Below are 21,053 nucleotides of genomic sequence, written 5' to 3'. Positions count from 1 at the left end.
GGTGCGGGGTGGGGGCGCGGTGCGTTGGCGGAGGAAAAGCAGTACGCGTGTCCGGTTACCCTGATCGAGTGACGACCGCTCTCGACTGGCCTGGGTTCGGGCAGGTTTCCCTCGCCGGGTTGCTGTTCCTCTGCCTCGCCGCCGCGCTCGCCGGGGCGGTGGACGCCGTGGTCGGCGGGGGAGGGCTGATCCAACTGCCCGCGCTGCTGCTCGTCGGACCCGGAGGGCAGCCGCTGTACGCGTTGGCCACCAACAAGGTCGCGGCGGTGGTCGGCACGGCCTCCGCTGTCACCACCTACGCGCGGCAGACCACGATCGACTGGTGGTCGGCGTTGCCGATGGCGCTCGCCGCGTTCGGCGGGGCCGTCGGCGGTGCGGCCTTCGCCGGGGCGCTGCAACCCGGTGCGCTGAACGCGGTCGTGCTGGTCGCCCTGGTCGGGGTCGGGCTCTACACGTGGCGCAAGCCCGAGTTGGGCACGTCGGAGCTGCCTCGGTTCCGGCGGGGCGCGCAGATCGGCGTCATGGCGGCGGGTGGGGCCGCGGTCGGCTTCTACGACGGGCTGGCCGGGCCGGGCACCGGGGCGTTCCTGGTGTTCCTGCTGGTCGGTGCGGTCGGGTTCGCGTTCCTGCGCGCGTCGGCGACGGCGAAGGTGGTGAACGTGGCCACGAACCTCGGCGCGCTGCTCTACTTCATCCCGGCCGGCAAGGTGCTGTGGGGGCTGGGGCTGGTGCTCGCGGCGTGCAACCTGGCCGGTGCGGTGTTCGGGGCCCGGCTCGCCGTGCGGCGCGGGTCGGCGTTCGTCCGGCGGGTGTTCCTGACCGTCGTCGTGGCGCTGGTGGTCAGCCTGGGGTGGAAGGCGGCGCTTGGATGACCTTGAACGTCGCGCCCATCGGGTCGCCCAGGGTGGTGAAGCGGCCGAACCGCGAGTCGGCGATCGTGCCGACCGGGATGCCGCCCAGGTCGCGGGCCCTGTCCACCGCCTCCTCCACGTCGGACACGGCGAAGTAGGTCATCCAGTGCGCGGGGATCTCCGCCGGGATGGTCCCGTCCATGCCGAAGACCCCGCCGACCGTGCGCCCCTCCACCTGCAGTTGGGTGTACGGGAAGTCCGGCAGCGGGTCGAGGTCGAACCGGAAGACCTTCCGGTAGAACTCGGCGGCGCCGTCCGGGTCGCGGGTCGCCAGCTCGTTCCAGACGACGGAGCCCGGCTCGTTGACCACGTACGCGCCGATGTGCGTCCCCGCCTCCCACAGGCCGAACGCCGCGCCGGTCGGGTCCACCGCGATCGCGCCCCGGCCGGGTCCACCGGTGTCGTACCCGGGCACCAGCACCTTGCCGCCGCCGGTGTCGACCAGGTGCAGCGTCTCGTCCAGGTCGTCGGTGGCCAGGTAGGTCGTCCACACCACGGGGAACAGCACGTCCGGCGGCATCTCGCCGAAGCCCGCCACCGGCTTCCCGCGCACCAGCGCCATCGTGTAGTAGCCGGTCTCGGGGCCGCCGATCTCGAAGTCCCAGCCGAACAGGCCGCCGTAGAAGTCCATGGTGGCCACCCGGTCGGTGGTCATCATGTCCACCCACGCCGGGGTGCCGGCGGGGTACGGGGCGCTCAGCTCGCTCATCCCGCCAACGGTTGCACCGCGGGCGGGCGCCCGCTAGTCGATCACCTGGGCGCCGCTGCCGCGCCGGGTGGCGCGGGGGACGCCGGCGCCGTGGCGGGTCGAGGCCGGTTCGACGGGCTGGTTCGGCAGGGCTGATCGGGTCCCGACGAGCTGCTCCGCCGATCCCCGGCCGGGACGGATCGGGTTGGGCCGGATCGAATCGGGTCGGGCCGGATCGCGGCCGTGGAGTCGGGACCGTGGGAGTCGGGGGCGTAGGGATCGAGGCCCTGGGATCGAGGCTGTGGGAGCGGGGGCTGTGGGGGTCACGGCCGTGGGGATCGCGGCCGTGAGGGTGGGGGCTGTGAGAGCGGGACTGCGGTCCGGGTGCGCGGAGGCGGCACGACGGCAGTCGTGGCCGGGCGCCGGCAGGGGCGTCCGGGTGCGCGACGCGGAACCGCCCAGCCGTCTCCCCCTGGACACGGCTGGGCGGTGGTGGGCCGGGCTACTCGCCCGGCGGCTCCCCGGACCCCTCGCCCGGCGGGTCGTCGCGGGGGCGGGCGTCCTTGCGGGGACGGCCCCTCCTGGGCGGGGCGGCCGCGCCGGAGGGCAGCCTGCCCGACTCCGCCAGGGCTCGGCGCAGGAGGAACTCGATCTGCGCGTTGGTGCTGCGCAGCTCGTCGTTCGCCCATCTGGTCAGGGCGTCGTGCACCGCCGGGTCCAGGCGGAGCAGGACGCCCTTGCGCTCGGCCACCTCAGTGGTACAGCGACCCGGCGTTCACGACGGGCTGGGTAGACCGTTCACCGCACAGCACCACCAGCAGGTTCGACACCATCGCCGCCTTGCGCTCCTCGTCCAGTTCCACCACGTCCTGCTCGGCGAGCCTGGCCAGGGCCAGCTCCACCATCCCCACCGCGCCCTCCACGATGCGCGCCCGCGCCGCGACCACCGCGCCCGCCTGCTGCCGCTGGAGCATCGCCTGGGCGATCTCCGGAGCGTAGGCGAGGTGGGTCAACCGGGATTCGATCACCTTCACGCCCGCCGCCTGCACGCGCGCCGCGATCTCCACCGACAGGGTCTCGGTGATCTCGTCCGCGTTCTCCCGCAGCGACAGCCCGCTGTCGTCGTGGTTGTCGTACGGGTAGCTGGTGGCGATGTGCCGCACGGCCGTCTCGGTCTGGATGCCGACGAACCGCACGAAGTCGTCCACCTCGAACTTGGCCCGCGCGGTGTCGTCCACCTGCCACACGACGACCGCCGCGATCTCGATCGGGTTGCCGTCGGCGTCGTTGACCTTCAACGTCGCCGTCTCGTGGTTGCGGATCCTGGTCGACACCTTGACCTTCGTGGTGAACGGGTTCGCCCACCGCAGGCCGTCCCGGCGCACCGTGCCCGTGTACCGGCCGAGGAACTGCAGCACCCTCGCCTCGCCCGGCGCGACGGTGAACAGCCCGCCGCCGGTGACCGCCCCGGCGGCGGCGACCAGCGCACCGCCGACGATCATCGGGACGCCCGGCCCCCGGTCCGGCACCACCCCGAGGACGATCACCGCCGCTCCCACCAGCACCAGGCCCACCGACACGGCCAGCATCGCCCAGCCGGACACCTCCGCCGCTTCCCGCTCCCGCACGGCCGGCGCCGGCATCCGCGCGATCACCTCGGTCGACGCGTCCATCGTCCCACCCCTCGTCGCTGTCTATCCCGGACTTAGCAAAGTGATATCACTTTTTCGGTGATCGGCACAAGTCGCGCCGGACCCCGGGCGCCTGCCGCGCGGCGTCCGGGGTCGCAGCGGCCCGATCGCACGCCGGCGCGGGAACGCGGCCCGGTGCAGGCGTCGCGCTTCCCTGAGTCGGGAGGTGCCGGGGCAGCCGGCCCGCCTCGTGCGGTGAACCGGGACGCGGCCCACGCGTCCTCCACGCATGGGGAGCATCTCGATCCGGACGCCGGTCGAAGCCGATTCGCCGGACATCGTCGAACTGCACGTGAAAGCGCGCCGCAGCTACTACGAGGGCCACCTGCCCGAGTCGGAGCTCGCCGAGTGGGAGGAGTCGGTCCGGGCCGGCGGCTACCGCTTCGACGGCCCCGGGCGGACGTGGCTGTGCGCGGAGCTGGACGGGGTGGTCGCGGGGTTCGCGCTGGTCCTCGGGGACGAGCTGCTGCAGCTGCAGGTCGACCCGGCGCGCTGGGGCCGCGGCGTGGGCGGGGCGCTGCACGCGACCTGCGTGGCGGTGTGGCGCTCGGCCGGCGTCCGGACCGCCCGCCTGGAGGTGTTCGAGCCCAACCACCGCGCCCGCCGCTTCTACACCGCCCGCGGCTGGCGGGCGGCGGGCGTGGGCGACGGCCCCCACCCGCACGTCCGGATGTCGTACGAGGTGCCGGCCGGGGTCTGACGCCGGACCGGGTGGCGGTGCTCGTCGCCGCGTGGTCGAGTGGGTGCCGTGGAGGTGCTCAGCTCACGCGTCCTGCTCCGCTCGCGCGACCCGGAGCGGGCCCGGGCGTTCTACCGCGACGTGCTGGGGTTGGCGGTCTACCGGGAGTTCCCCGGCGGCACCGTGTTCTTCCTCGGGCAGGGCTTCCTGGAGCTGTCGGGCCGCTCCGACAGCGCGCCGTCCGAGGCGGTGTGGCTGTGGCTGCAGGTCCGCGACCTCCGCGCGGCGGCCGAGGAGCTGGCCGCGCACGTGGTCCGGCCGCCGCGGCGGGAGCCGTGGGGGCTGGACGAGATGTGGGTCACCGACCCGGACGGCGTGCGGATCGTGCTCGTCGAGATCCCCGCGGAGCACCCGCTACGCCGGGACGTGCGCCAGTAGCTGCACGGCGGGCGGCAGGCCGCCGTGCTGCTGGAGGGACGTGCGCACGTCGGTGAAGCCGGCGGCCCCGGCCTCCTCGATCAGGTCGTACTCCGCGACGTCCAGGCTCCAGCGGTGCGCCGACACGACCAGCCGCCCGCCCGGCCTGAGCACGCGGAACAGCTCGTGGAACGCCGCCGGCCGGTTGTCCCACAGCTGGAGGTTGTCCACCGACACCACGGCGTCCGCGGACGAGGCGTCCTGGCCGGTGCGGGCGGCGGTGCCCTCGCGCAGCTCCACCCGCCCGGCGACGATCAGGTCCGCGCAGCGGTCGCGCGCCTCGTCCAGCATCACCCGCGACGGGTCGACGCCGATCGCCTTCGCCGCCCGCTCGCCCACCAGCCGCAGCCCCACCCCCGGACCGGGGCCGACGACCAGCACCACCTCGTCGGCGGTCGGGGCCAGCACGTCGACGACGTGCGCCTCCACCCTGGCGTTGACCTTCGCCATCACCCGGCCGCCCAGGGCGCCCACCTTGCCGCGCGGGTGCCCGAACGCCACGTCGAGCGCCTTCATCAGCTTCGTAGCCATGCGCCCAGCGTCGCCGGCGCGCGCCCGCGCGGCATCGGGGTTCGCCCCGAGGGCGACCCCGCCTCCCCCTGAGCGGGTCAGCCCCAGCCGAGGCGGCGCAGGGCGTCCACCACCAGCGCGAAGCGCTCGGGCTCCAGGACCGAGCCCTCGCGGCGGATGCCGTCCTCGGCCAGCTCGAACACCCGGTCCAGGCGCGCGTAGGACTCGCGGCCGTCGCGGTCCCAGCGGCCCGCGCCCAGGGCGAGGTGGTCCTCGCGCCCGCGGTCGGGCCGCCTGCTGGTCAGCATCAGGGCCAGCAGCGCCCGGCGCCGCCTGCCCACCACCAGCAGCGGGCGGTCCTTGCCCCGGTCCGGGTCCTCCTCGTAGGGCACCCAGGCCCAGACCACCTCACCCGGGTCGGCCAGGCCGTCCAGGTCGGGGGAGTACTCCAGGGTCGCCGCCGCGGCGGTCGGGTGGACCTCCCGCACCGCACCCCTGGCCGGTCGGGGGTCCTCGCCGTTGGTGTGCACGGCGCGCAAGCCTATGCCGCCGGTCACGCCGGGGTGGGACCGCCGGTCGCCCGGACGTGAGAGGATGGGCCGATCCCCTTTGTCCGTCCCGTGCGAGGAACCTGAGTGAGCACGTTCGCCGATCAGACGTTCACGCCCCCGGAGCTGATCCGGAACTTCTGCATCATCGCGCACATCGACCACGGCAAGTCGACCCTGGCCGACCGCATGTTGCAGCTCACCGGCGTGGTCGAGGAGCGGGCGATGCGCGCGCAGTACCTCGACCGCATGGACATCGAGCGCGAGCGCGGCATCACCATCAAGGCGCAGAACGTCCGCCTGCCCTGGCAGCTCGACGGGCAGGACCACGTCCTGCACATGATCGACACCCCGGGCCACGTCGACTTCACCTACGAGGTGTCGCGGGCCCTGGAGGCGTGCGAGGGGACGGTCCTGCTGGTCGACGCGGCGCAGGGCATCGAGGCGCAGACGCTGGCCAACCTGTACCTGGCGATGGAGAACGACCTCACCATCATCCCGGTGCTGAACAAGATCGACCTGCCCGCCGCGGACCCGGACAAGTACGCCAAGGAGCTCGCCCACATCGTCGGCTGCGAGCCCGAGGAGGTGCTGCGCGTCTCGGCCAAGACCGGGCTCGGCGTCGGCGACCTGCTCGACGAGGTGGTGCGGCGCGTCCCGGCCCCGGTCGGCGACCCCGAGGCGCCCGCCCGCGCGATGATCTTCGACTCGGTCTACGACACCTACCGGGGCGTGGTCACCTACATCCGGGTCGTGGACGGCCGGATCACCCCGCGCGAGCGGATCAAGATGATGTCCACCAACGCGACGCACGAGCTGCTGGAAGTCGGCATCATCTCGCCCGAGCCCAAGCCCAGCCGCGGGCTGGGCGTCGGCGAGGTCGGCTACCTGATCACCGGTGTGAAGGACGTCCGCCAGTCCAAGGTCGGCGACACCGTCACGTGGGAGAAGAAGGGCGCGACCGAGCCGCTGGCCGGGTACCGCGAGCCCAAGCCGATGGTCTACTCCGGCCTGTACCCGGTGGACGGCTCGGACTACCCCGAGCTGCGCGAGGCGCTGGAGAAGCTCCAGCTCAACGACGCCGCGCTGACCTTCGAGCCGGAGACGTCGGCGGCGCTGGGCTTCGGCTTCCGCTGCGGCTTCCTCGGCCTGCTGCACCTGGAGATCACCCGCGACCGGCTGGAGCGCGAGTTCGGCCTGGACCTGATCTCCACCGCGCCCAACGTCGTCTACCGGGTGGTGATGGAGGACGGCGCGGAGCACGTCGTGACCAACCCGTCCGACTGGCCGGAGGGCAAGCGGGCCGAGGTGTACGAGCCGGTCACCAAGTGCACCATCATCGCGCCCAGCGACTACATCGGCGCCATCATGGAGCTGTGCCAGTCCAAGCGCGGTCAGCTCGGCGGCATGGACTACCTGTCCGAGGACCGCGTCGAGCTGCGCTACACGATGCCGCTCGGTGAGATCATCTTCGACTTCTTCGACGCGCTGAAGTCCCGCACCCGCGGCTACGCCTCGCTGGACTACGAGGAGGCCGGCGAGCAGGACGCCGAGCTGGTCAAGGTGGACATCCTGCTGCAGGGCGAGCCGGTGGACGCCTTCAGCGCGATCGTCCACAAGGACCACGCCTACGGCTACGGCACGAAGATGGCGACGAAATTGCGCGAGCTGATCCCCCGGCAGCAGTTCGAGGTCCCGATCCAGGCCGCCATCGGTTCCCGCGTCATCGCCCGCGAAACGATTCGCGCGATCCGCAAGGACGTCCTCGCGAAGTGCTACGGCGGTGACATCACGCGGAAGCGGAAGCTGCTGGAGAAGCAGAAGGAAGGCAAGAAGCGGATGAAGATGGTGGGGCGCGTCGAGGTGCCCCAGGAAGCCTTCGTCGCCGCCCTGTCGACCGAGGACTCGGGCAAGGACAAGAAGAAGTAGCCCGCCGGTCCCCTTTCGGGGGACCCGCGCGGATCAATGGTGGAATCGTCCGCCGCCTCTGCCATCGTTGGCGAAACGACGGAAAGGGGAGGACCATGACCGCCATGCCGGAGAACATGAGCGGACATCCCTACACGGTCGAAGACTTGGAGGGGATGCCCGATGACGGACACCGTCACGAACTGCTCGACGGGATGCTCCTGGTGAGCCCGGCACCGGGCCTGCGCCACCAGAAGGCCGTCGCGAAGCTCGTGACCCTGCTGGACGGCCAATGCCCCGAAGACGCCCACGTGCTGCCGGCGCCGTTCGCGGTGCGGGTGTCCGAGACGACCGAGCTGCAGCCCGACGTCCTGGTGGCGCGCGCCGCCGACCTGACCGACAAGCTGCTGCCGGTGGCGCCGCTGCTCGCCGTGGAGGTCCTGTCGCCGAGTTCGGCGCTGGCGGACCTCAACCTGAAGAAGGCGGCGTACGAGCGGATCGGCGTGGAGAGCTACTGGGTGCTCGACCCGCAGGAGCCGAAGCTGTCGGTGTTCGGGTTCGGCGCGGACGGGCTCTACGAGCTGGTGGCCGAGGTGAAGGGGGACGACGCCTTCGACGCCGTGCGGCCGTTCCCGGTGCGGGTCGTGCCGGCGGAGCTGCTGGGCTCGCTGCGGTGACCACCCCGGCGACCGCCCCGGTGATCACCGGGGTGACGGCTCCCGGGTGAAGGTGTCGAGCAGGTCCAGCGCGCGGGCGTACTTCGCGCGCAGGCGGGCCTGCGTGGGCCCGTCGAGCGCGGCGAGGCGGGCCGGTGACGTGTTGTCGGCGATGTCCGCGCGCTTGACCGCCACGGCCACCGGGTCGGCCGCCACCCGCCGCAGGTAGTCCTCCTGCGGCTCGCCGGGCCGGTGGCTCAGGGCCACCACGGTGTCCACCACGGGCGCCGGGCAGCCCGCCGCGAGCAGGTCGGCCGCCGTCACGGCCGTGTCCTCCACGACGTCGTGCAGCACCGCCGCCATCCGGGCGTGCTCGCCCGACACCCGACCCATCACCCGCAGCGGGTGCCCGAGGTAGGGTCGGCCGGACTTGTCCACCTGCCCGGCGTGCGCGGCGCGGGCGATCCCGACGGCGTCATCAACGGTGAACGTCATGTCGCTCATGGTCACACCCTTGACAAGCCCCAGTGGTCTAGTCCATTTTGCCAGTGGCCCACGTCACCTGCTGGGCGAGGCCGCCGAATGGACTTGATGGAGGTGGACGTGGCTTCGAGAGCAAGACGCGCCCTGGGCGCCGCGCTGGCCGGTGTGCTGGCCGTTGCCGGGTTGACCCTGGTGGTCGTGGGCAGCGCCTCGGCCGCCAACCTGGTCGCGAACCCGGGCTTCGACGCGGGCAGCACCAGCGGCTGGACGTGCTCCGGGAAGGCGGGCGTGGTCACCACGCCCAAGCGCAGCGGGTCGCACGCGCTCGCGGGGACCCCGGAGGGCTCCGACACCGCCCGCTGCTCCCAGGCGATCGCGGTGAAGCCCAACTCCGCGTACAAGTTCACCGCGTGGGTGCAGGGCAGCTACGTGTACATGGGCGTCACCGGGACCGGCAGCGGCGACAAGAGCACCTGGACGCCCGGCTCCAGCGGCTTCTCCCAGCTGAGCATCGACTTCACGACCGGCGCCTCCGCGAGCAGCGTCACGATCTACCTGCACGGCTGGTACGGCCAGCCGACCTACTACGTGGACGACGTGAGCCTGGACGGCCCGGGCACCCCGCCGACCAGCACCACGACGTCGACGTCCACGTCGACCAGCACCTCCACGTCGACCAGCACCACCACGACGACGACCACGACCACCACGACGACCACGACGACCACGCCGCCGGACCGGACGCTGCCCAAGCACGTGCTGACCGGCTACTGGCACAACTTCGACAACGGCTCCAAGCTGCTCAAGCTGGCCGACGTGCCCACCACGTACGACATCGTGGCGGTCGCGTTCGCGGACGCCGTGGGGGCCACGCGGGGCGCGGTCGACTTCACCCTGGACCCGACGCTGTCGAGCAAGCTCGGCGGCTACACCGACGCCCAGTTCAAGGCCGACATCCGCACCCTCCAGGCCCGCGGCCAGAAGGTGATCATCTCGGTCGGCGGCGAGAAGGGCACCATCTGGGTCGGCGACTCCGCGTCGTCCACCGCCTTCGCCAACAGCGTGCGGCGCCTGATCGCGGACTACGGCTTCGACGGCGTGGACATCGACCTGGAGAACGGCATCAACGCCACCCACATGGGCTCGGCGCTGCGCAGCATCCACGCCGGCGGCGGCAAGATCATCACGATGGCGCCGCAGACCATCGACATGCAGTCGACCGGCCAGGAGTACTTCAAGCTGGCGCTGGCCGTGAAGGACATCCTCACGGTCGTCAACATGCAGTTCTACAACTCCGGCACGATGCTCGGCTGCGACCAGAAGGTCTACGCGCAGGGCACGGTGGACTTCCTGGTCGCCCTGGCCTGCATCCAGCTCCAGGGTGGGCTGCGGCCCGACCAGGTGGGCCTGGGCCTGCCCGCCTCGCCGCGCGGCGCGGGCGGCGGCTACCAGTCGCCCGCCAACGTCAACGCGGCGCTGAGCTGCCTGGCCAAGGGCACGAACTGCGGCTCGTTCAAGCCGTCGCAGACGTGGCCCGACATCCGCGGCGCAATGACCTGGTCGATCAACTGGGACGCGTCCAACAACTGGCAGTTCGCCAACACGGTGGCACCGCACCTCGACACGCTGCCGTGACCCGACGCGGGTCCCCCGCCACGCCCGTGGCGGGGGACCCGCGCTCGGCTCCTCGTGGCCGGATCCGCCGAATAGCGGGTTATCGTCGGCCCATGCTGGATCGACTCGAAGTGCCCGTGATCGCCGCGCCCATGGCGGGCGGCGCGTCCACCCCGGAACTGGTGGCCGAGGTGGGCCGGGCGGGCGGCCTGGGGTTCCTGGCGGCCGGCTACCTCCCGGTGGAGGCGCTCGCCGCGCAGCTGACCGCCACCGCCGCGCTGACCGACGGGCCCTTCGGCGTCAACCTCTTCGTGCCCGGACCGGAGTCCGCGGCGGACCTGACCGACTACCGCGAGCGGGTGCGGGCGCGGTCCGGCGCGGAACCCGGCGAGCCGCGCTGGGACGACGACGCCTACGCCGCGAAGCTCGAACTGGTGACGGCGATGCGGGTGCCGGTCGTGTCGTTCACCTTCGGGCTGCCCGAGCCGCACGACGTGCGGCGGCTGCACGCGGCCGGGTCGCTGGTCGTCGTCACGGTGACCACGCCCGCCGAGGCCCGCCAGGCGGCCCAGGTCGGTGCGGACGCGCTGTGCGTGCAGGGCTGCGACGCCGGCGGGCACCGCGGCACGTTCACCGACGACGGGGTGTCGCCGGGCGGCGGCGAGCTGTTCGGCGTGCTGGCCGCCCTCCGCCTGGTGCGGGCCCGCGTCGACCTGCCGCTGATCGCCGCCGGCGGCCTCGTGCACGGCGCGGACGTCGCGGCGGTGGTCGCGGCCGGCGCCGTGGCCGCGCAGCTGGGCACCGCGTTCCTGCGCTGCCCCGAGGCGGGCACCGCGCCCGCCCACCGCCAGGCCCTCGCCGACGGCACCCGGCGCACCGAGCTGACCAGGGCGTTCAGCGGGCGCCCCGCGCGCGGGCTGGTGAACCGCTTCATGACCGACAACGGCCCGCACGCGCCGTCGGCCTACCCGGAGGTGCACCACCTGACCAAACCGGTGCGCGCGACCGGCGACCCGGAGCTGATGTCGCTGTGGGCGGGGCAGACCTACCCGCTGGCCCGGTCGGCCCCGGCCGCCGAGGTGGTGCGGCGGCTGCGGGCCGAAGCGCGGGAGGCGCTGTCCGCGGCGCTCACCCGGATCCCGCCGCCCGAACCCGGTTCGGGCGGCTGAGGGGGCTCGTGCGGCGGTCCGCCGGCGCCGGTGCGGTCCGGCGCCGGCCGACCGTCGCGGTCAGCTGCCGGGAGGAGCGGTCGACTCCTTCTCCAGCGCGGAGTTCCGCTTGCTGTAGGCGAAGTAGAAGATCAGGCCGATGCCGAACCAGATCCCGAACCGCAGCCACGTCTCCGGCGCCAGGAACGTGATCAGCCAGAGAGAGAACACCACGCCGATGATCGGCACCACCGGCATGCCCGGCGTCTTGAACGTGCGCGGCAGGTGCGGCTGCTTGTAGCGCAGCACGATCACCGCGATGCAGACGACCACGAACGCCAGCAGGATGCCGATGTTGGTCAGCTCGGCGGCCTCCGCGATGGGCAGGAAGCCCGCGATCACGGCGGACGCGATGCCCAGCACCCACGTCGTGCGGGTGGGCACGTGCTTCACCGGGTGGGTCTTGGCGAACCACTTCGGCAGCAGGCCGTCGCGGGACATCGAGTAGCCGACCCGGGCCGCGCCCATGAGGAACGTGAACAGCACGGTCGTGATGCCCAGCACCGCGCCCACGGAGATGACGATGCCCAGGGCGGGCAGGCCGATGTCGGAGAACGCGGTGGCGAACGCGCTCTCGGAGTCCACGTCCTTGTAGTTCACCATGCCGGTGAGCACCAGGCAGGCCAGCACGTAGAGCACCATCGAGATGGCCAGCGAGTAGATGATCGCCTTCGGCATGTGCCGCTGCGAGTCCTTGGACTCCTCGGCGGCCGTGCTCATCGCGTCGTAGCCGAACACCGCGAAGAACACCGTGGCCGCGCCCGTGAACGCCCCCGACAGCCCGAACGGGAAGAACGGGTTGTAGTTGGCGGTGTCGATGTGGAAGACGCCCACGACGATGACCAGCAGGACGATGGCGACCTTCAGGTACACCAGAACGGTTTCGAAGCGAGCCGCGTTCTTCATGCCGAGGTTCAGCACGTACGCGATGAGCAGGCACAGGACGACCGCGAACAGGTTGACCTTGTAGCTGCCCGTCGCCACGCCGTCGGGTTCCGTGCCGGGCGCGCCGAGCATCCACACCGGCAATTCGAGGCCGAGCAGGTTCAGCAGCTCGTTGAAGTAGCCGGAGATGCCGATCGCGACGACGGCGACGATCGCGGTGTACTCCAGCAGCAGGTCCCAGCCGATGAACCAGCCGACGATCTCGCCCAGCACGGCGTAGCCGTAGGTGTAGGCCGAGCCCGCCCGCGGGATCAGGCCGGCGAACTCGGCGTAGGAGAACGCCGCCGCGGCGCTGGCGATGCCCGCGATCAGGAACGAGATGAGCACGGCGGGGCCGGCGGTCTTGTTGGCGACGGCGCCCGCGAGCGAGAAGATGCCGGCCCCGATGATGCCGCCGACGCCGATCGCGGTCAGCTGCCACAGGCCCAGGGTCCGGGTGAGCGAGGTGCCCTTGTCCTCGGTTATCTGCTCGATGGGCTTGCGGCGGAACACGCCCGAGCCCCGGCCGAAGCCGCCCTGCACGGAGGTCATGCGCTTGCTCCCTCGGTGGTTGTGTGCGGCGAACCGTACGCGCGTCCTCTGTCACCGGGTTTGTCCGCTTGCACCACTTGGCAGGGCGGTTCTTGGACGATCGGACGATTAGCTGCTTCGCGGACGAGCACCCACTCACCACGATGACACCGCCCGCCACCACCCTCCACCCGACGACAGCACCAGAGCCGGTACGGCGAATGGACCAGGCCACTCGCCCCCGGAAGCCTCCGCGGCCACAACACCCGGGAGAGTCCTGGCGCCTTCTTTCTAATCAGCTTGACGGCAGAAGGGCGAGCACGGACTCAACGCGCCATGAGCACGCAGGTCCGGGCTCAAGCCGGGGACACTAGGCAAAGTGACCCCATCATCGGGAAACCTCTGACTGCCGGGGGACGGGCGGCACGTGACCCGCCGCCCGCAGAGCAACCTCCCCAGCTGACGGAGTGGCGGGTTCTCGTTGTTGCGTCGCGGGAAAACGCGGATTGCCCAGGAAACCGCCGGGAAACCGCCGGGAAGAGCACCGCGACCTGGCACGCTGGGGAGGTTGCTCTGCGGGCGGCGGCTCCCGCTGACAGCCGTCCCCCGGCAGGGCAAAGGTTTTCCCGACGATTGGGTCACCCTGCTTAGTGTTCCCGGCTTGAGTCCAGACCTGCGTGCTCATGGCGCACGCTGGCTCCGTGCTCGCCCTTCTGCCGTCAAGTTGCTCAGGACCCTTTGAAATTCTTCTTCTTCGGGTGCTGCCTTGGCTGGATCTAGTCCCTGGTGAACACGATCTTGCCGGCGGTTTCGCCGTCGAGCATGGCGCGGAAGCCCTCCTCGGCGCGGTCCAGGGGCAGGGTGGAGCCGATCTGCGGGCGCAGGTCGTTCAGGGCGCAGAACGACAGCAGGTCGCCCAGTTCCTCGCGGGTGCCCATGGTGGAGCCGACCACGCGCAGCTGGAGGAAGAACAGCCGCTGCAGCTCGGCCGCCGTGGCGTCACCGCTCGTCGCGCCGGAGATCACCACGATGCCGCCGGGCTTGAGCGACTTCATCGAGTGCGACCAGGTGGCCTTGCCGACGGTCTCGAACACGGCGTCGACCCGTTCGGGCAGGCGCGCGCCGGGCTCGAAGGAGGCGTGGGCGCCCAGGGACTCGGCGAGCGCGCGCTTCTCCTCGGTGCGGCCGGTCACCCACACGCGGTAGCCCGCCGCGCGGCCGAGCTGGACCAGCGCCGTGGCCACGCCGCCGGACGCGCCCTGCACGAGCATGGTCTGCCCCGGGCGCAGGCCGGACTTCACGAACAGCATCCGGTAGGCCGTCAGCCACGCCGTGCCCATGCAGGCGGCCTCGGCGAACGACAGGTCGGCGGGCTTGGGCAGCGCGTTGCGCGCGGGCACCACCACGTGGTCGGCGAAGGTGCCCTGGTGCTTCTCGGTCAGCAGGGTGCGGCCCGGGTCGAGGGTCTCGTCGCCGCTCCACGCCGGGTCGCCGATCACCGGGTGCAGCACGACCTCGGTGCCGTCGTCGAGCACGCCCGCCCCGTCGCAGCCCAGGATCATCGGGAACCGGTCGGCCTTGATGCCGACGCCCCGCAGCGTCCACAGGTCGTGCATGTTCAGGCTGGCCGCCCGCACCGCGACCCGCACCCAGCCGGCCGGCGCCTCCGGGTCCGGGCGGTCGCCCGCGCGCAGGGCGGCGATGGGGTCCTGCGGGCTCGGCTCGGCTGCGTAGACGGCGAACATGACCGGGAACCTACCGGTGGCGGGGATCGCTGTGCGGTGAACCGCGTCACGACAGTAGGCTCGGTGCCGTGCCGGAGGCGATCGCGAAGTGGTGGGACGGGGTGGAGCTGTGGCTCGCCCAGTTGCCCTTCCCGTTGCAGTTCGCGCTGCTCATGGGTGTCCTGCTGCCGCTGTGCCTGGGCGCGGCGCGGCTGATCGACCGGGTGGTGGACAACGTGTCCTCCCGGTTCAACCCGGCTCCGCCGCTGGACACGACCGCCGAGCCCGAGAAGGCGGGCGCCGGGCTGCCTTCGTAGGCTGGCGGGCGTGACTCCCGCCCGGCGCCTCACCGCCGCTCTCCTGGGCCTGATCGCGCTGGTCGTGGTCGGCTACTTCGCCAAGGACCTCGGGGGGTTCTCCGAACCGGCGCCCACCACCACGTCCACGCGCGCGCCCTCGTCCGGGCCGTCGGCCCGCGAGGTGCCCGGCGCGGCCTCCGGCCTGCCGGTGGAGGGGCTGTCCGGCCTGCCCGCCGAGGCGGCGACGACGTGGGGGCTGATCCGGAGCGGCGGGCCGTTCCCGCACCCGCGCAACGACGGGGTGACGTTCCGCAACCGGGAGAAGCGGCTGCCCGCGAAGGACGGCGACTACTACCGCGAGTACACGGTGCCCACGCCGGGCAGCCCCGACCGGGGCGCGCGGCGGTTGGTCACCGGGTCGAGCGACGAGGTGTACTACACCGGCGACCACTACGCGTCGTTCGTCGTCGTGGACGTGACCCGGTGAGCGCCTACCGGCACGTGGTGCGGCCCGGTGCGCGGTCGAAGTCGGCCGCGCTGGCGGCGATCGGGGAGGCGATGGGCTTCCCGGACTACTACGGGCAGAACCTGGACGCGCTGTACGACTGCCTGACCGACCTGTCGTGGCTGCCGCCCGGCGAGCACGTGCTCGTGTGGGAGGGCGGCGACGAGGACGTGGCGGCGGTGCTCGCCGACGCCGAGGAGGCCATGTCGTCGGGGCGGCGGACGCTGACCGTGCGCCGCCCCGGCTGACGGGCCCCGCTCTCAGTCCGCGTCCGGCACCCAGGACGGCTTGCGCTTGCCCACGAACGCGGCGATGCCCTCCTGGCCCTCCGGCCCGCCGAAGTGCCGCGCGGACAGCTCCAGCATGTCGGCGAACACCTCGCCGAGGTTGGCGCGCCGGGGCTCCTGGAGCATCCGCTTGGTGGCGGCCAGGGCGTTCGGCGCGCCCAGCGCCAGCATGTCGGTGTAGCGGGCGACCTCGGCGTCCAGCTCCTCGGCGGCGACGGCGGCGTTGACCAGCCCGATCTCCCGCGCCCGCCGGGCGTCGAACGCTTCGCCGGTGAGGAACAGCTCGTGCGCGGCGCGCGGCAGCAGGCGGGGCAGCACGGTCACCGAGATGACGGCGGGCACGACGCCGATGCGGACCTCGCTGAACGCGAACGTCGCCGTGTCGGCGGCCACCGCGATGTCGCACGCGGCCACCAGCCCCACCCCGCCCGCGCGGGCCGGGCCGGCGATCCGGGCGACGACCGGCTTGGGGCTGGTCCACAGCTGTTCGAGGATGGCGGGGAACTCGTTGACCCCCTGCTGGTCGGCGCTCGCGCCGCCGGCCTCCTTCAGGTCCATGCCCGAGCAGAACACCGGGCCGGTGTGGCTGAGCACGACGACGCGCACGCCGTCGTCGCCGAGGGCGGCGCCCAGGCGCCCGGTCAGCTCGGCGCGCAGCCGCGCGGACAGGGCGTTGCGGTTGTGGGGGGAGTCCAGCGTGATCGTCGCGATGCCACGCCGCACCTCGTAGTGGACCAGCTCGTCTGCCATGGCCCGCACTCTACGAGGCCGGACCTTTGACAGCGAGCTGTCAACATGACAGGGTGCTGTCATGAATCCGCGCACGGTCCACCTCGCCCTGTACCACACGCTCGCCGACTGGGAGCACGGCTTCGCCGTGGCCCGCATCAACAGCCCGGCGTTCCAGAAGGTGCCCGGCCGGTACCGGGTCCGGACCGTCGCCGCGACGCTCGACCCGGTCACCACCATGGGCGGCGTGCGGCTGCTGCCCGACCTGCGCCTGGCCGACGTCGACCCGGCCGACAGCGCGATGCTGCTGCTGCCCGGCGCGGACAGCTGGACCGACGGGGGCAACGCGGAGTTCGGCGCGGCGGCGCGGCGGTGGCTGGCGGCGGGCGTGCCGGTGGCGGCCATCTGCGGCGCGACCCTCGGCCTGGCCGCCGAGGGCCTGCTCGACGACCGCCCGCACACCGGCAACGCCGTGCAGGAGCTGGAGACGGCGCCCGGGTACGCCGGGTCCGCGCACTTCAGCGACGAGCGGGTGGTCCGCGCCGGCGGCCTGATCACCGCCGGGGGCGCGGGCGCCCTGGAGTTCGCCCGCGAGGTCTTCGCCGAGCTGGACCTGTACGAACCGGCGGTGCTCGAAGCCTGGTACGGCCTGTTCCGCACCGGCGACCCGGTGTGGGTCGACCGGCTCCGGGCGACCCTGGCGTGAGGGTCGAGCCGCGCACGGAGGCGGGGGACGTGCTGACCCACGTGGTCATGCGCACCTTCCGCCTCTACGGCGGCTTCCTGAGCGCCGCCGAGGTGATGACGAGGCCGGTGGGGCTCACGGCGGCGTGGTGGCAGGTCCTCGGCGCGGTCCTGCGCGAACCCCTGCCGGTCGCCGGCATCGCCCGGGAGATGGGCCTGGCCCGGCAGAGCGTCCAGCGCATCGCGGACGTGCTGGTGGACCGGGGGCTGGCCGAGTACCTGCCCAACCCCGCCCACCGCCGGGCCAAGCTCTTCCGGCCGACGCCGGCGGGTCGCGCGGCCGTGGCCCGCCTGCGCGAGGCGCAGCACGCGTGGGCCGACCGGATCTCGGCGCAGGTGGACCTGGACGAGCTGCGCACCGCGCTGGCCGTGATGGACCGCCTCATCGCGGCCCTGGACGCGGACTGACGCGTCCCGGGCCGCCGCGAACGGGCGCCCCGGGACGTGCCCGCCTAGGCCGAGCGGGCGAGGCCGGCCGCCGCGGCCTGGTCGAAGCGGTGCAGGACCAGTTCCGCCACCTCCGGGTCGGGGCCCAGCGGCGCCGCGACGACCGCGTCCTCGCCCGCCAGCGCCGCCACGCGGTCGGGGAGCAGGCCCGGCGCCAGGAACCACGAGGCCACCGCGACGCGGCGCGCGCCGAGGGCCCGCAGGCGGGCCACGGCCGTGGGCACGTCGGGCGCCGCGGTGGAGGCGAAGGCCGCCTGCGCGCCCGCCCAGCGCGACTCCCGCGCCCAGCGCTCGGCGATGGAGGTCACCAGGGCGTTGGCCGGGGCGTGCGAGGAGCCCGCGCCCGCCAGCACGACGCCCCACTCGCGGTCCGGTCCGACGCCGGCGGAGGCCAGGCGGCGCAGGGCCGCCGACTCCAGCCGCGGGTCGGGGCCCAGGACGTCGGAGATCGTCACCTCCAGCGAGGGCAGCCGCGCCTCCGCCACCGCGCCCGGCACGTCCACGCGGGCGTGGAAGGCTTTGCCCAGCAGCAGGGGGACGACCACCGCCGACCGGTGGCCGTCGCCGTGCGCGGCCCGCAGCACGTCGCCGAGCCGGGGCGCGGACAGGTCCAGGAACGACCCGCGCACGTCCAGCGAGGGCCGCAGCGCCCGCACCACGTCCAGCAGGGCGTGCACGGTCGCCGCCGAGCGCGGGTCGCGGCTGCCGTGCGCCACGGCCACCAGCGCCGTCACAGCGGACCCAGCCCGCGGGCCCGCAGCACGACCCGCTCCAGCGGCCGGAACACCAGCAGCTCGATGCCCACGCCCACCAGCAGGATCAGGAAGATCGCCGCGATGACCATGGAGATGTCGTTGAGCGAGGACCCGTTGTGCAGGTACTGCCCCAGGCCCTCGCCCAGCTGCGGGGAGGTCGCGATGATCTCCGCTGCCATCAGCGAGCGCCACGAGAACGCCCAGCCCTGCTTCAGGCCCGCCAGGTAACCGGGCAGCGCCGCCGGCAGCAGGATGTGCCGGGCCGCCGCCAGCCTGCCCGCGCCCAGCGCCTGGCCGACGCGCGGCAGCAGCGGGGGGATCTGGTCGACGCCCGCCACGAGGCCGTTGGCGATGGACGGCACCGAGCCCATCAGCACCACGAAGTAGATCGTCGACGGGGTCGCGCCGAACCACAGGATGCCCGCCGGCACCCACGCCACCGACGGCAGCGACTGCAGGCCGGTCAGCAGCGAGCCGATGGCCGCGCGGACCACGCGCACCTTGGCGATCAGCAGGCCCAGCGGCGTGGCGATGACCACCGCCGTGAGGAAGCCGAGCACGGCCCGGTGCACCGACGTCCACAGCACGTCGAACGCCCGGCCGGTCTCGATCGCCTCCGACACCGACGCCCACACCGAGGCGGGGGAGGGCAGCTGGTACTCCGGCCAGAACGCCGCCGCCCACAGCGCCTGCCACACGCCCAGCAGCAGGGCGAACGCGATCAGCGGTGGCAGGCCGGTGCGGACGAACCGCTTGGCCGGCGAGGGCCGCTGCTCCTGGGTCGGCGCGTCCAGCGCGTCCAGACCCGCGCCGACCGCCGCCAGGTCGTTGTCAAGCCGCGGCGTGGCCACTGATCACCTCTCGCAGGCGGCTGGTGATGTCGGTGATCAGGGCGGTCTCGTCCCCGGAGGCGGTGGACCACTCGCGGACCACGCGGCCGGGGCGGGAGGACAGCAGGACGACCCGCTGCGCCAGCCGCACGGCCTCGCGCACGTCGTGCGTGACGAACACGATCGCCGTCGACGTCTCCTGCCACACCCGCACCAGCTCGGCCTGGAGCACGTCGCGGGTGATGGCGTCCAGCGCCGCGAACGGCTCGTCCATCAGCAGCAGGCCGGGCGTGCCCTCCTCGGCGCTGCCCAGGGTCGACGCCAGGGCGCGGGCCAGCGCCACGCGCTGGCGCATGCCGCCGGACAGCTCGTGCGGGCGCTTCTTGCCCGCGCCGTCCAGCCGCACCAGCGAGAGCAGCTCGCCCGCCTTCTCCCGGCGCTCGCCGCGCTTGAGGCCCGCGAGCCGCAGCGGCAGCTCCACGTTGCGGGCCGCGGTCAGCCACGGCATCAGCGCGGCCTCCTGGAACATCACGGCGGGCCGGGAGGTGGTCACCTCGATGGAGCCGGAGGTGGGCGCGTCCAGCCCGGCGACCAGGTTCAGCAAGGTCGACTTGCCGCAGCCGGACGCGCCCAGCAGGCACACGAACTCCCCGGGCGCGACCCGCAGGTCGACGCCGTCGAGCGCGGTCACCGTGTGGGCTCCGTGCCCGAAGGACTTCCGCACGCCGGACAAGGTCACGGCGGCGTCCACTGTGGACCTCGGCGTGTTCTCAAGCGTGGCGGTCATGGTGTGCCTGCCTTCCCCTGAGTTACTTCTTGTCCAGTCCGGCGGTGTCCACGGGCTGTTTGCCCGCGGCCGAGAGCACCTTGTTGAGCAGCGTGAAGTCCGCGATGCCGGTGACGTCCGCGGCTTCCTTGACGACGCCCGCGGCGACCGCGTCCTGCGCCAACCGCGGGAAGGCCCCGGCCTGCGGGTCGAGCGTGAGTTCGATGTTGTCGAAGGCCCGGTCCAGCACCTGGTCGCCGAGCGCCTTGCCGGTCAGCGCCTTCAGCGCGCCGTTGACGATCCGCTTGGCCTCCGCCTTGTCGCCCACCGCGAAGTCCGTCGCCGCCAGGTGGCCGCGCAGCAGCGCCTCGACGGTCTGCGGGTGCTCGCGCAGGAACTGCGTGCGCACCAGCAGCACCGTGGTCGGGAACCGGCCGCCCTCCCACAGGGACTCCTCGTCCAGCAGCACCTTGGCGCCCGCGTCCAGCACCAGCCGCGACGACCACGGCTCGGGCGCCCACGCGCCCTGCACGTCGCCCCGGCGGAACAGGTCGAGCGACTGCGCGTTCTCCGTGTTGGTCACGTTGACCTGGTCGGGCGCCGCCCCGATGGCCAACTGCTGGTCCGACAGCCACTTCTTCAGCGCCACGTCCTGCGTGTTGCCCAGCTGCGGCGTCGTGACGACCTTGCCCTTGAGGTCCGCCGGCGAGCCGATCTCCGGCTTGACCACCAGCTGCGCGCCGCCCGAGGTCGCGCCGGCCACCAGTCGCACCGCCTGGCCCTTGGACTTGGCGTAGGCGTTGATGGCCGGCCCCGAGCCGATGAACGTCACGTCCAGCGACTCGCCGAGCAGCGCGTTGACCGCCTCGGGACCGGCGTTGAAGGTCTGCGTCGTGAGCTTGGTGCCGCCCAGCTCCTTGGCGTACAGGCCCTTGTCCACCCCGACGAGCGCGGTGGCGTGGGTGACGTTGGGGAAGTAGCCGAGGCGGACCTCGGCGGCCGGCCCCTTGTCCCGGGCGGGCTGGTCGCCGGCGTCACCGCCGGCCCGTGAGCACGCGGCGAGCGCCACGAGCGCGGTCAGTAAGGCCAACGATCTGGTCAGGGTGCTGCGCTTGCTGCTCACGACGGCGGGTGGCCTT

General features: G+C 72.9%; 25 protein-coding genes. 12 read left to right on the top strand and 13 right to left on the bottom strand.

The features are described from left to right. Nucleotides 1-68 precede the first annotated feature (68 nt). A complete protein-coding gene (locus JOE68_RS08915; RefSeq protein ID WP_204841850.1) occupies nucleotides 69-872 on the top strand; it encodes a TSUP family transporter in 804 nt (267 codons plus the stop codon). Here the strand turns inward: JOE68_RS08915 and JOE68_RS08910 are convergent. The 3 genes from JOE68_RS08910 to JOE68_RS08900 all read right to left on the bottom strand — a co-directional run bounded on the left by JOE68_RS08910 (nucleotide 841) and on the right by JOE68_RS08900 (nucleotide 3,272). Further along, nucleotides 841-1,620, bottom strand: coding sequence for a VOC family protein (locus JOE68_RS08910; RefSeq protein ID WP_204841849.1), 780 nt, complete (start codon nucleotides 1,618-1,620; stop codon nucleotides 841-843). The two genes, JOE68_RS08915 and JOE68_RS08910, sit on opposite strands and share 32 nt — an antisense overlap. 481 nt (nucleotides 1,621-2,101) lie before the next feature. Next, nucleotides 2,102-2,350 (bottom strand): type II toxin-antitoxin system antitoxin, encoded by a 249-nt coding sequence (locus JOE68_RS08905; protein WP_204841848.1) that lies wholly within the window; start codon nucleotides 2,348-2,350, stop codon nucleotides 2,102-2,104. Nucleotide 2,351: 1 nt separating this feature from the next. Continuing rightward, entirely contained in the window at nucleotides 2,352-3,272 is a 921-nt protein-coding gene (locus JOE68_RS08900) for an SPFH domain-containing protein (RefSeq protein ID WP_204841847.1), read from the bottom strand. A gap of 247 nt (nucleotides 3,273-3,519) precedes the next feature. Between JOE68_RS08900 and JOE68_RS08895 the strand changes: the two genes are divergently transcribed. Together JOE68_RS08895 and JOE68_RS08890 are read left to right on the top strand one after the other, a co-directional pair. Further along, nucleotides 3,520-3,990, top strand: coding sequence for a GNAT family N-acetyltransferase (locus JOE68_RS08895; RefSeq protein ID WP_204841846.1), 471 nt, complete (start codon nucleotides 3,520-3,522; stop codon nucleotides 3,988-3,990). A 48-nt stretch (nucleotides 3,991-4,038) separates the two neighbouring features. Beyond that, nucleotides 4,039-4,407: a VOC family protein gene (locus JOE68_RS08890; protein ID WP_204846000.1), complete on the top strand. Its 369-nt coding sequence runs from the start codon at nucleotides 4,039-4,041 to the stop codon at nucleotides 4,405-4,407. On the opposite strand, the gene JOE68_RS08885 is transcribed toward JOE68_RS08890, so the two are convergent. Together JOE68_RS08885 and JOE68_RS08880 are read right to left on the bottom strand one after the other, a co-directional pair. Further along, nucleotides 4,384-4,977: a class I SAM-dependent methyltransferase gene (locus JOE68_RS08885; RefSeq protein WP_204841845.1), complete on the bottom strand. Its 594-nt coding sequence runs from the start codon at nucleotides 4,975-4,977 to the stop codon at nucleotides 4,384-4,386. The two genes, JOE68_RS08890 and JOE68_RS08885, sit on opposite strands and share 24 nt — an antisense overlap. Nucleotides 4,978-5,054: 77 nt before the next feature. Then, nucleotides 5,055-5,486 carry a type II toxin-antitoxin system PemK/MazF family toxin gene (locus JOE68_RS08880; protein ID WP_204841844.1) on the bottom strand — a complete coding sequence of 144 codons (432 nt, stop codon included), beginning with the start codon at nucleotides 5,484-5,486 and terminating at the stop codon, nucleotides 5,055-5,057. A gap of 105 nt (nucleotides 5,487-5,591) precedes the next feature. Here JOE68_RS08880 and lepA point away from each other — a divergent pair, with 105 nt between their 5' ends. Together lepA and JOE68_RS08870 are read left to right on the top strand one after the other, a co-directional pair. Beyond that, the gene (gene lepA, locus JOE68_RS08875; protein WP_204841843.1) at nucleotides 5,592-7,433 is read left to right on the top strand and encodes a translation elongation factor 4; all 1,842 of its coding nucleotides are present in this window, start codon (nucleotides 5,592-5,594) and stop codon (nucleotides 7,431-7,433) included. Nucleotides 7,434-7,528: 95 nt separating this feature from the next. Next, on the top strand, nucleotides 7,529-8,089 hold the full coding sequence (locus JOE68_RS08870; RefSeq protein ID WP_204841842.1) for a Uma2 family endonuclease: 561 nt from the start codon (nucleotides 7,529-7,531) through the stop codon (nucleotides 8,087-8,089). Nucleotides 8,090-8,113: 24 nt separating this feature from the next. Here the strand turns inward: JOE68_RS08870 and JOE68_RS08865 are convergent, their stop codons facing one another. After that, on the bottom strand, nucleotides 8,114-8,572 hold the full coding sequence (locus tag JOE68_RS08865; protein WP_239562180.1) for a phosphohydrolase: 459 nt from the start codon (nucleotides 8,570-8,572) through the stop codon (nucleotides 8,114-8,116). A gap of 78 nt (nucleotides 8,573-8,650) precedes the next feature. On the opposite strand from JOE68_RS08865, the gene JOE68_RS08860 reads away from it, so the two are divergent. Together JOE68_RS08860 and JOE68_RS08855 are read left to right on the top strand one after the other, a co-directional pair. Beyond that, nucleotides 8,651-10,186, top strand: a complete 1,536-nt coding sequence (locus JOE68_RS08860; protein WP_204841841.1) for a chitinase — start codon at nucleotides 8,651-8,653, stop codon at nucleotides 10,184-10,186. 92 nt (nucleotides 10,187-10,278) lie between these two features. Next, nucleotides 10,279-11,334, top strand: coding sequence for an NAD(P)H-dependent flavin oxidoreductase (locus tag JOE68_RS08855; RefSeq protein WP_204841840.1), 1,056 nt, complete (start codon nucleotides 10,279-10,281; stop codon nucleotides 11,332-11,334). A gap of 60 nt (nucleotides 11,335-11,394) precedes the next feature. On the opposite strand, the gene JOE68_RS08850 is transcribed toward JOE68_RS08855, so the two are convergent. Further along, the gene (locus JOE68_RS08850) at nucleotides 11,395-12,849 is read right to left on the bottom strand and encodes an amino acid permease (protein WP_204841839.1); all 1,455 of its coding nucleotides are present in this window, start codon (nucleotides 12,847-12,849) and stop codon (nucleotides 11,395-11,397) included. A gap of 755 nt (nucleotides 12,850-13,604) precedes the next feature. Beyond that, a complete protein-coding gene (locus tag JOE68_RS08845; protein ID WP_204841838.1) occupies nucleotides 13,605-14,573 on the bottom strand; it encodes a zinc-binding dehydrogenase in 969 nt (322 codons plus the stop codon). 68 nt (nucleotides 14,574-14,641) lie between these two features. Between JOE68_RS08845 and JOE68_RS08840 the strand changes: the two genes are divergently transcribed. From JOE68_RS08840 to JOE68_RS08830, 3 genes are read left to right on the top strand one after another with little or no spacing between them, the layout of a single operon-like run. Then, nucleotides 14,642-14,869: a hypothetical protein gene (locus tag JOE68_RS08840; protein WP_204841837.1), complete on the top strand. Its 228-nt coding sequence runs from the start codon at nucleotides 14,642-14,644 to the stop codon at nucleotides 14,867-14,869. A gap of 10 nt (nucleotides 14,870-14,879) precedes the next feature. Continuing rightward, the gene (locus JOE68_RS08835) at nucleotides 14,880-15,338 is read left to right on the top strand and encodes a guanyl-specific ribonuclease (RefSeq protein WP_204841836.1); all 459 of its coding nucleotides are present in this window, start codon (nucleotides 14,880-14,882) and stop codon (nucleotides 15,336-15,338) included. Further along, on the top strand, nucleotides 15,335-15,604 hold the full coding sequence (locus tag JOE68_RS08830) for a barstar family protein (RefSeq protein ID WP_346038588.1): 270 nt from the start codon (nucleotides 15,335-15,337) through the stop codon (nucleotides 15,602-15,604). The genes JOE68_RS08835 and JOE68_RS08830 overlap by 4 nt, the downstream gene beginning before the upstream one ends. Nucleotides 15,605-15,616: 12 nt before the next feature. Here the strand turns inward: JOE68_RS08830 and JOE68_RS08825 are convergent, their stop codons facing one another. Then, the gene (locus JOE68_RS08825) at nucleotides 15,617-16,393 is read right to left on the bottom strand and encodes an enoyl-CoA hydratase-related protein (protein WP_204841835.1); all 777 of its coding nucleotides are present in this window, start codon (nucleotides 16,391-16,393) and stop codon (nucleotides 15,617-15,619) included. 61 nt (nucleotides 16,394-16,454) lie between these two features. Between JOE68_RS08825 and JOE68_RS08820 the strand changes: the two genes are divergently transcribed. Further along, entirely contained in the window at nucleotides 16,455-17,078 is a 624-nt protein-coding gene (locus JOE68_RS08820; RefSeq protein ID WP_204841834.1) for a DJ-1/PfpI family protein, read from the top strand. Further along, nucleotides 17,075-17,524, top strand: a complete 450-nt coding sequence (locus JOE68_RS08815) for a MarR family winged helix-turn-helix transcriptional regulator (protein ID WP_307819587.1) — start codon at nucleotides 17,075-17,077, stop codon at nucleotides 17,522-17,524. Before JOE68_RS08820 ends, JOE68_RS08815 begins: the two co-directional genes overlap by 4 nt. 44 nt (nucleotides 17,525-17,568) lie before the next feature. Here the strand turns inward: JOE68_RS08815 and JOE68_RS08810 are convergent, their stop codons facing one another. From JOE68_RS08810 to JOE68_RS08795, 4 genes are read right to left on the bottom strand one after another with little or no spacing between them, the layout of a single operon-like run. Continuing rightward, the gene (locus tag JOE68_RS08810; protein ID WP_204841833.1) at nucleotides 17,569-18,297 is read right to left on the bottom strand and encodes a sirohydrochlorin chelatase; all 729 of its coding nucleotides are present in this window, start codon (nucleotides 18,295-18,297) and stop codon (nucleotides 17,569-17,571) included. Continuing rightward, the gene (locus JOE68_RS08805) at nucleotides 18,294-19,169 is read right to left on the bottom strand and encodes an ABC transporter permease (RefSeq protein WP_204841832.1); all 876 of its coding nucleotides are present in this window, start codon (nucleotides 19,167-19,169) and stop codon (nucleotides 18,294-18,296) included. The genes JOE68_RS08810 and JOE68_RS08805 overlap by 4 nt, the downstream gene beginning before the upstream one ends. After that, nucleotides 19,150-19,935, bottom strand: coding sequence for an ABC transporter ATP-binding protein (locus JOE68_RS08800; protein WP_204841831.1), 786 nt, complete (start codon nucleotides 19,933-19,935; stop codon nucleotides 19,150-19,152). The genes JOE68_RS08805 and JOE68_RS08800 overlap by 20 nt, the downstream gene beginning before the upstream one ends. A 22-nt stretch (nucleotides 19,936-19,957) precedes the next feature. Next, nucleotides 19,958-21,037 carry an ABC transporter substrate-binding protein gene (locus JOE68_RS08795; RefSeq protein ID WP_204841830.1) on the bottom strand — a complete coding sequence of 360 codons (1,080 nt, stop codon included), beginning with the start codon at nucleotides 21,035-21,037 and terminating at the stop codon, nucleotides 19,958-19,960. Between the last annotated feature and the right edge of the window lie 16 nt (nucleotides 21,038-21,053).

It is taken from the genome of Saccharothrix algeriensis (genome assembly GCF_016907655.1).
GTDB classification, from domain to species: domain Bacteria; phylum Actinomycetota; class Actinomycetes; order Mycobacteriales; family Pseudonocardiaceae; genus Actinosynnema; species Actinosynnema algeriense.
This window is presented reverse-complemented; position numbering and strand designations above follow the sequence as displayed.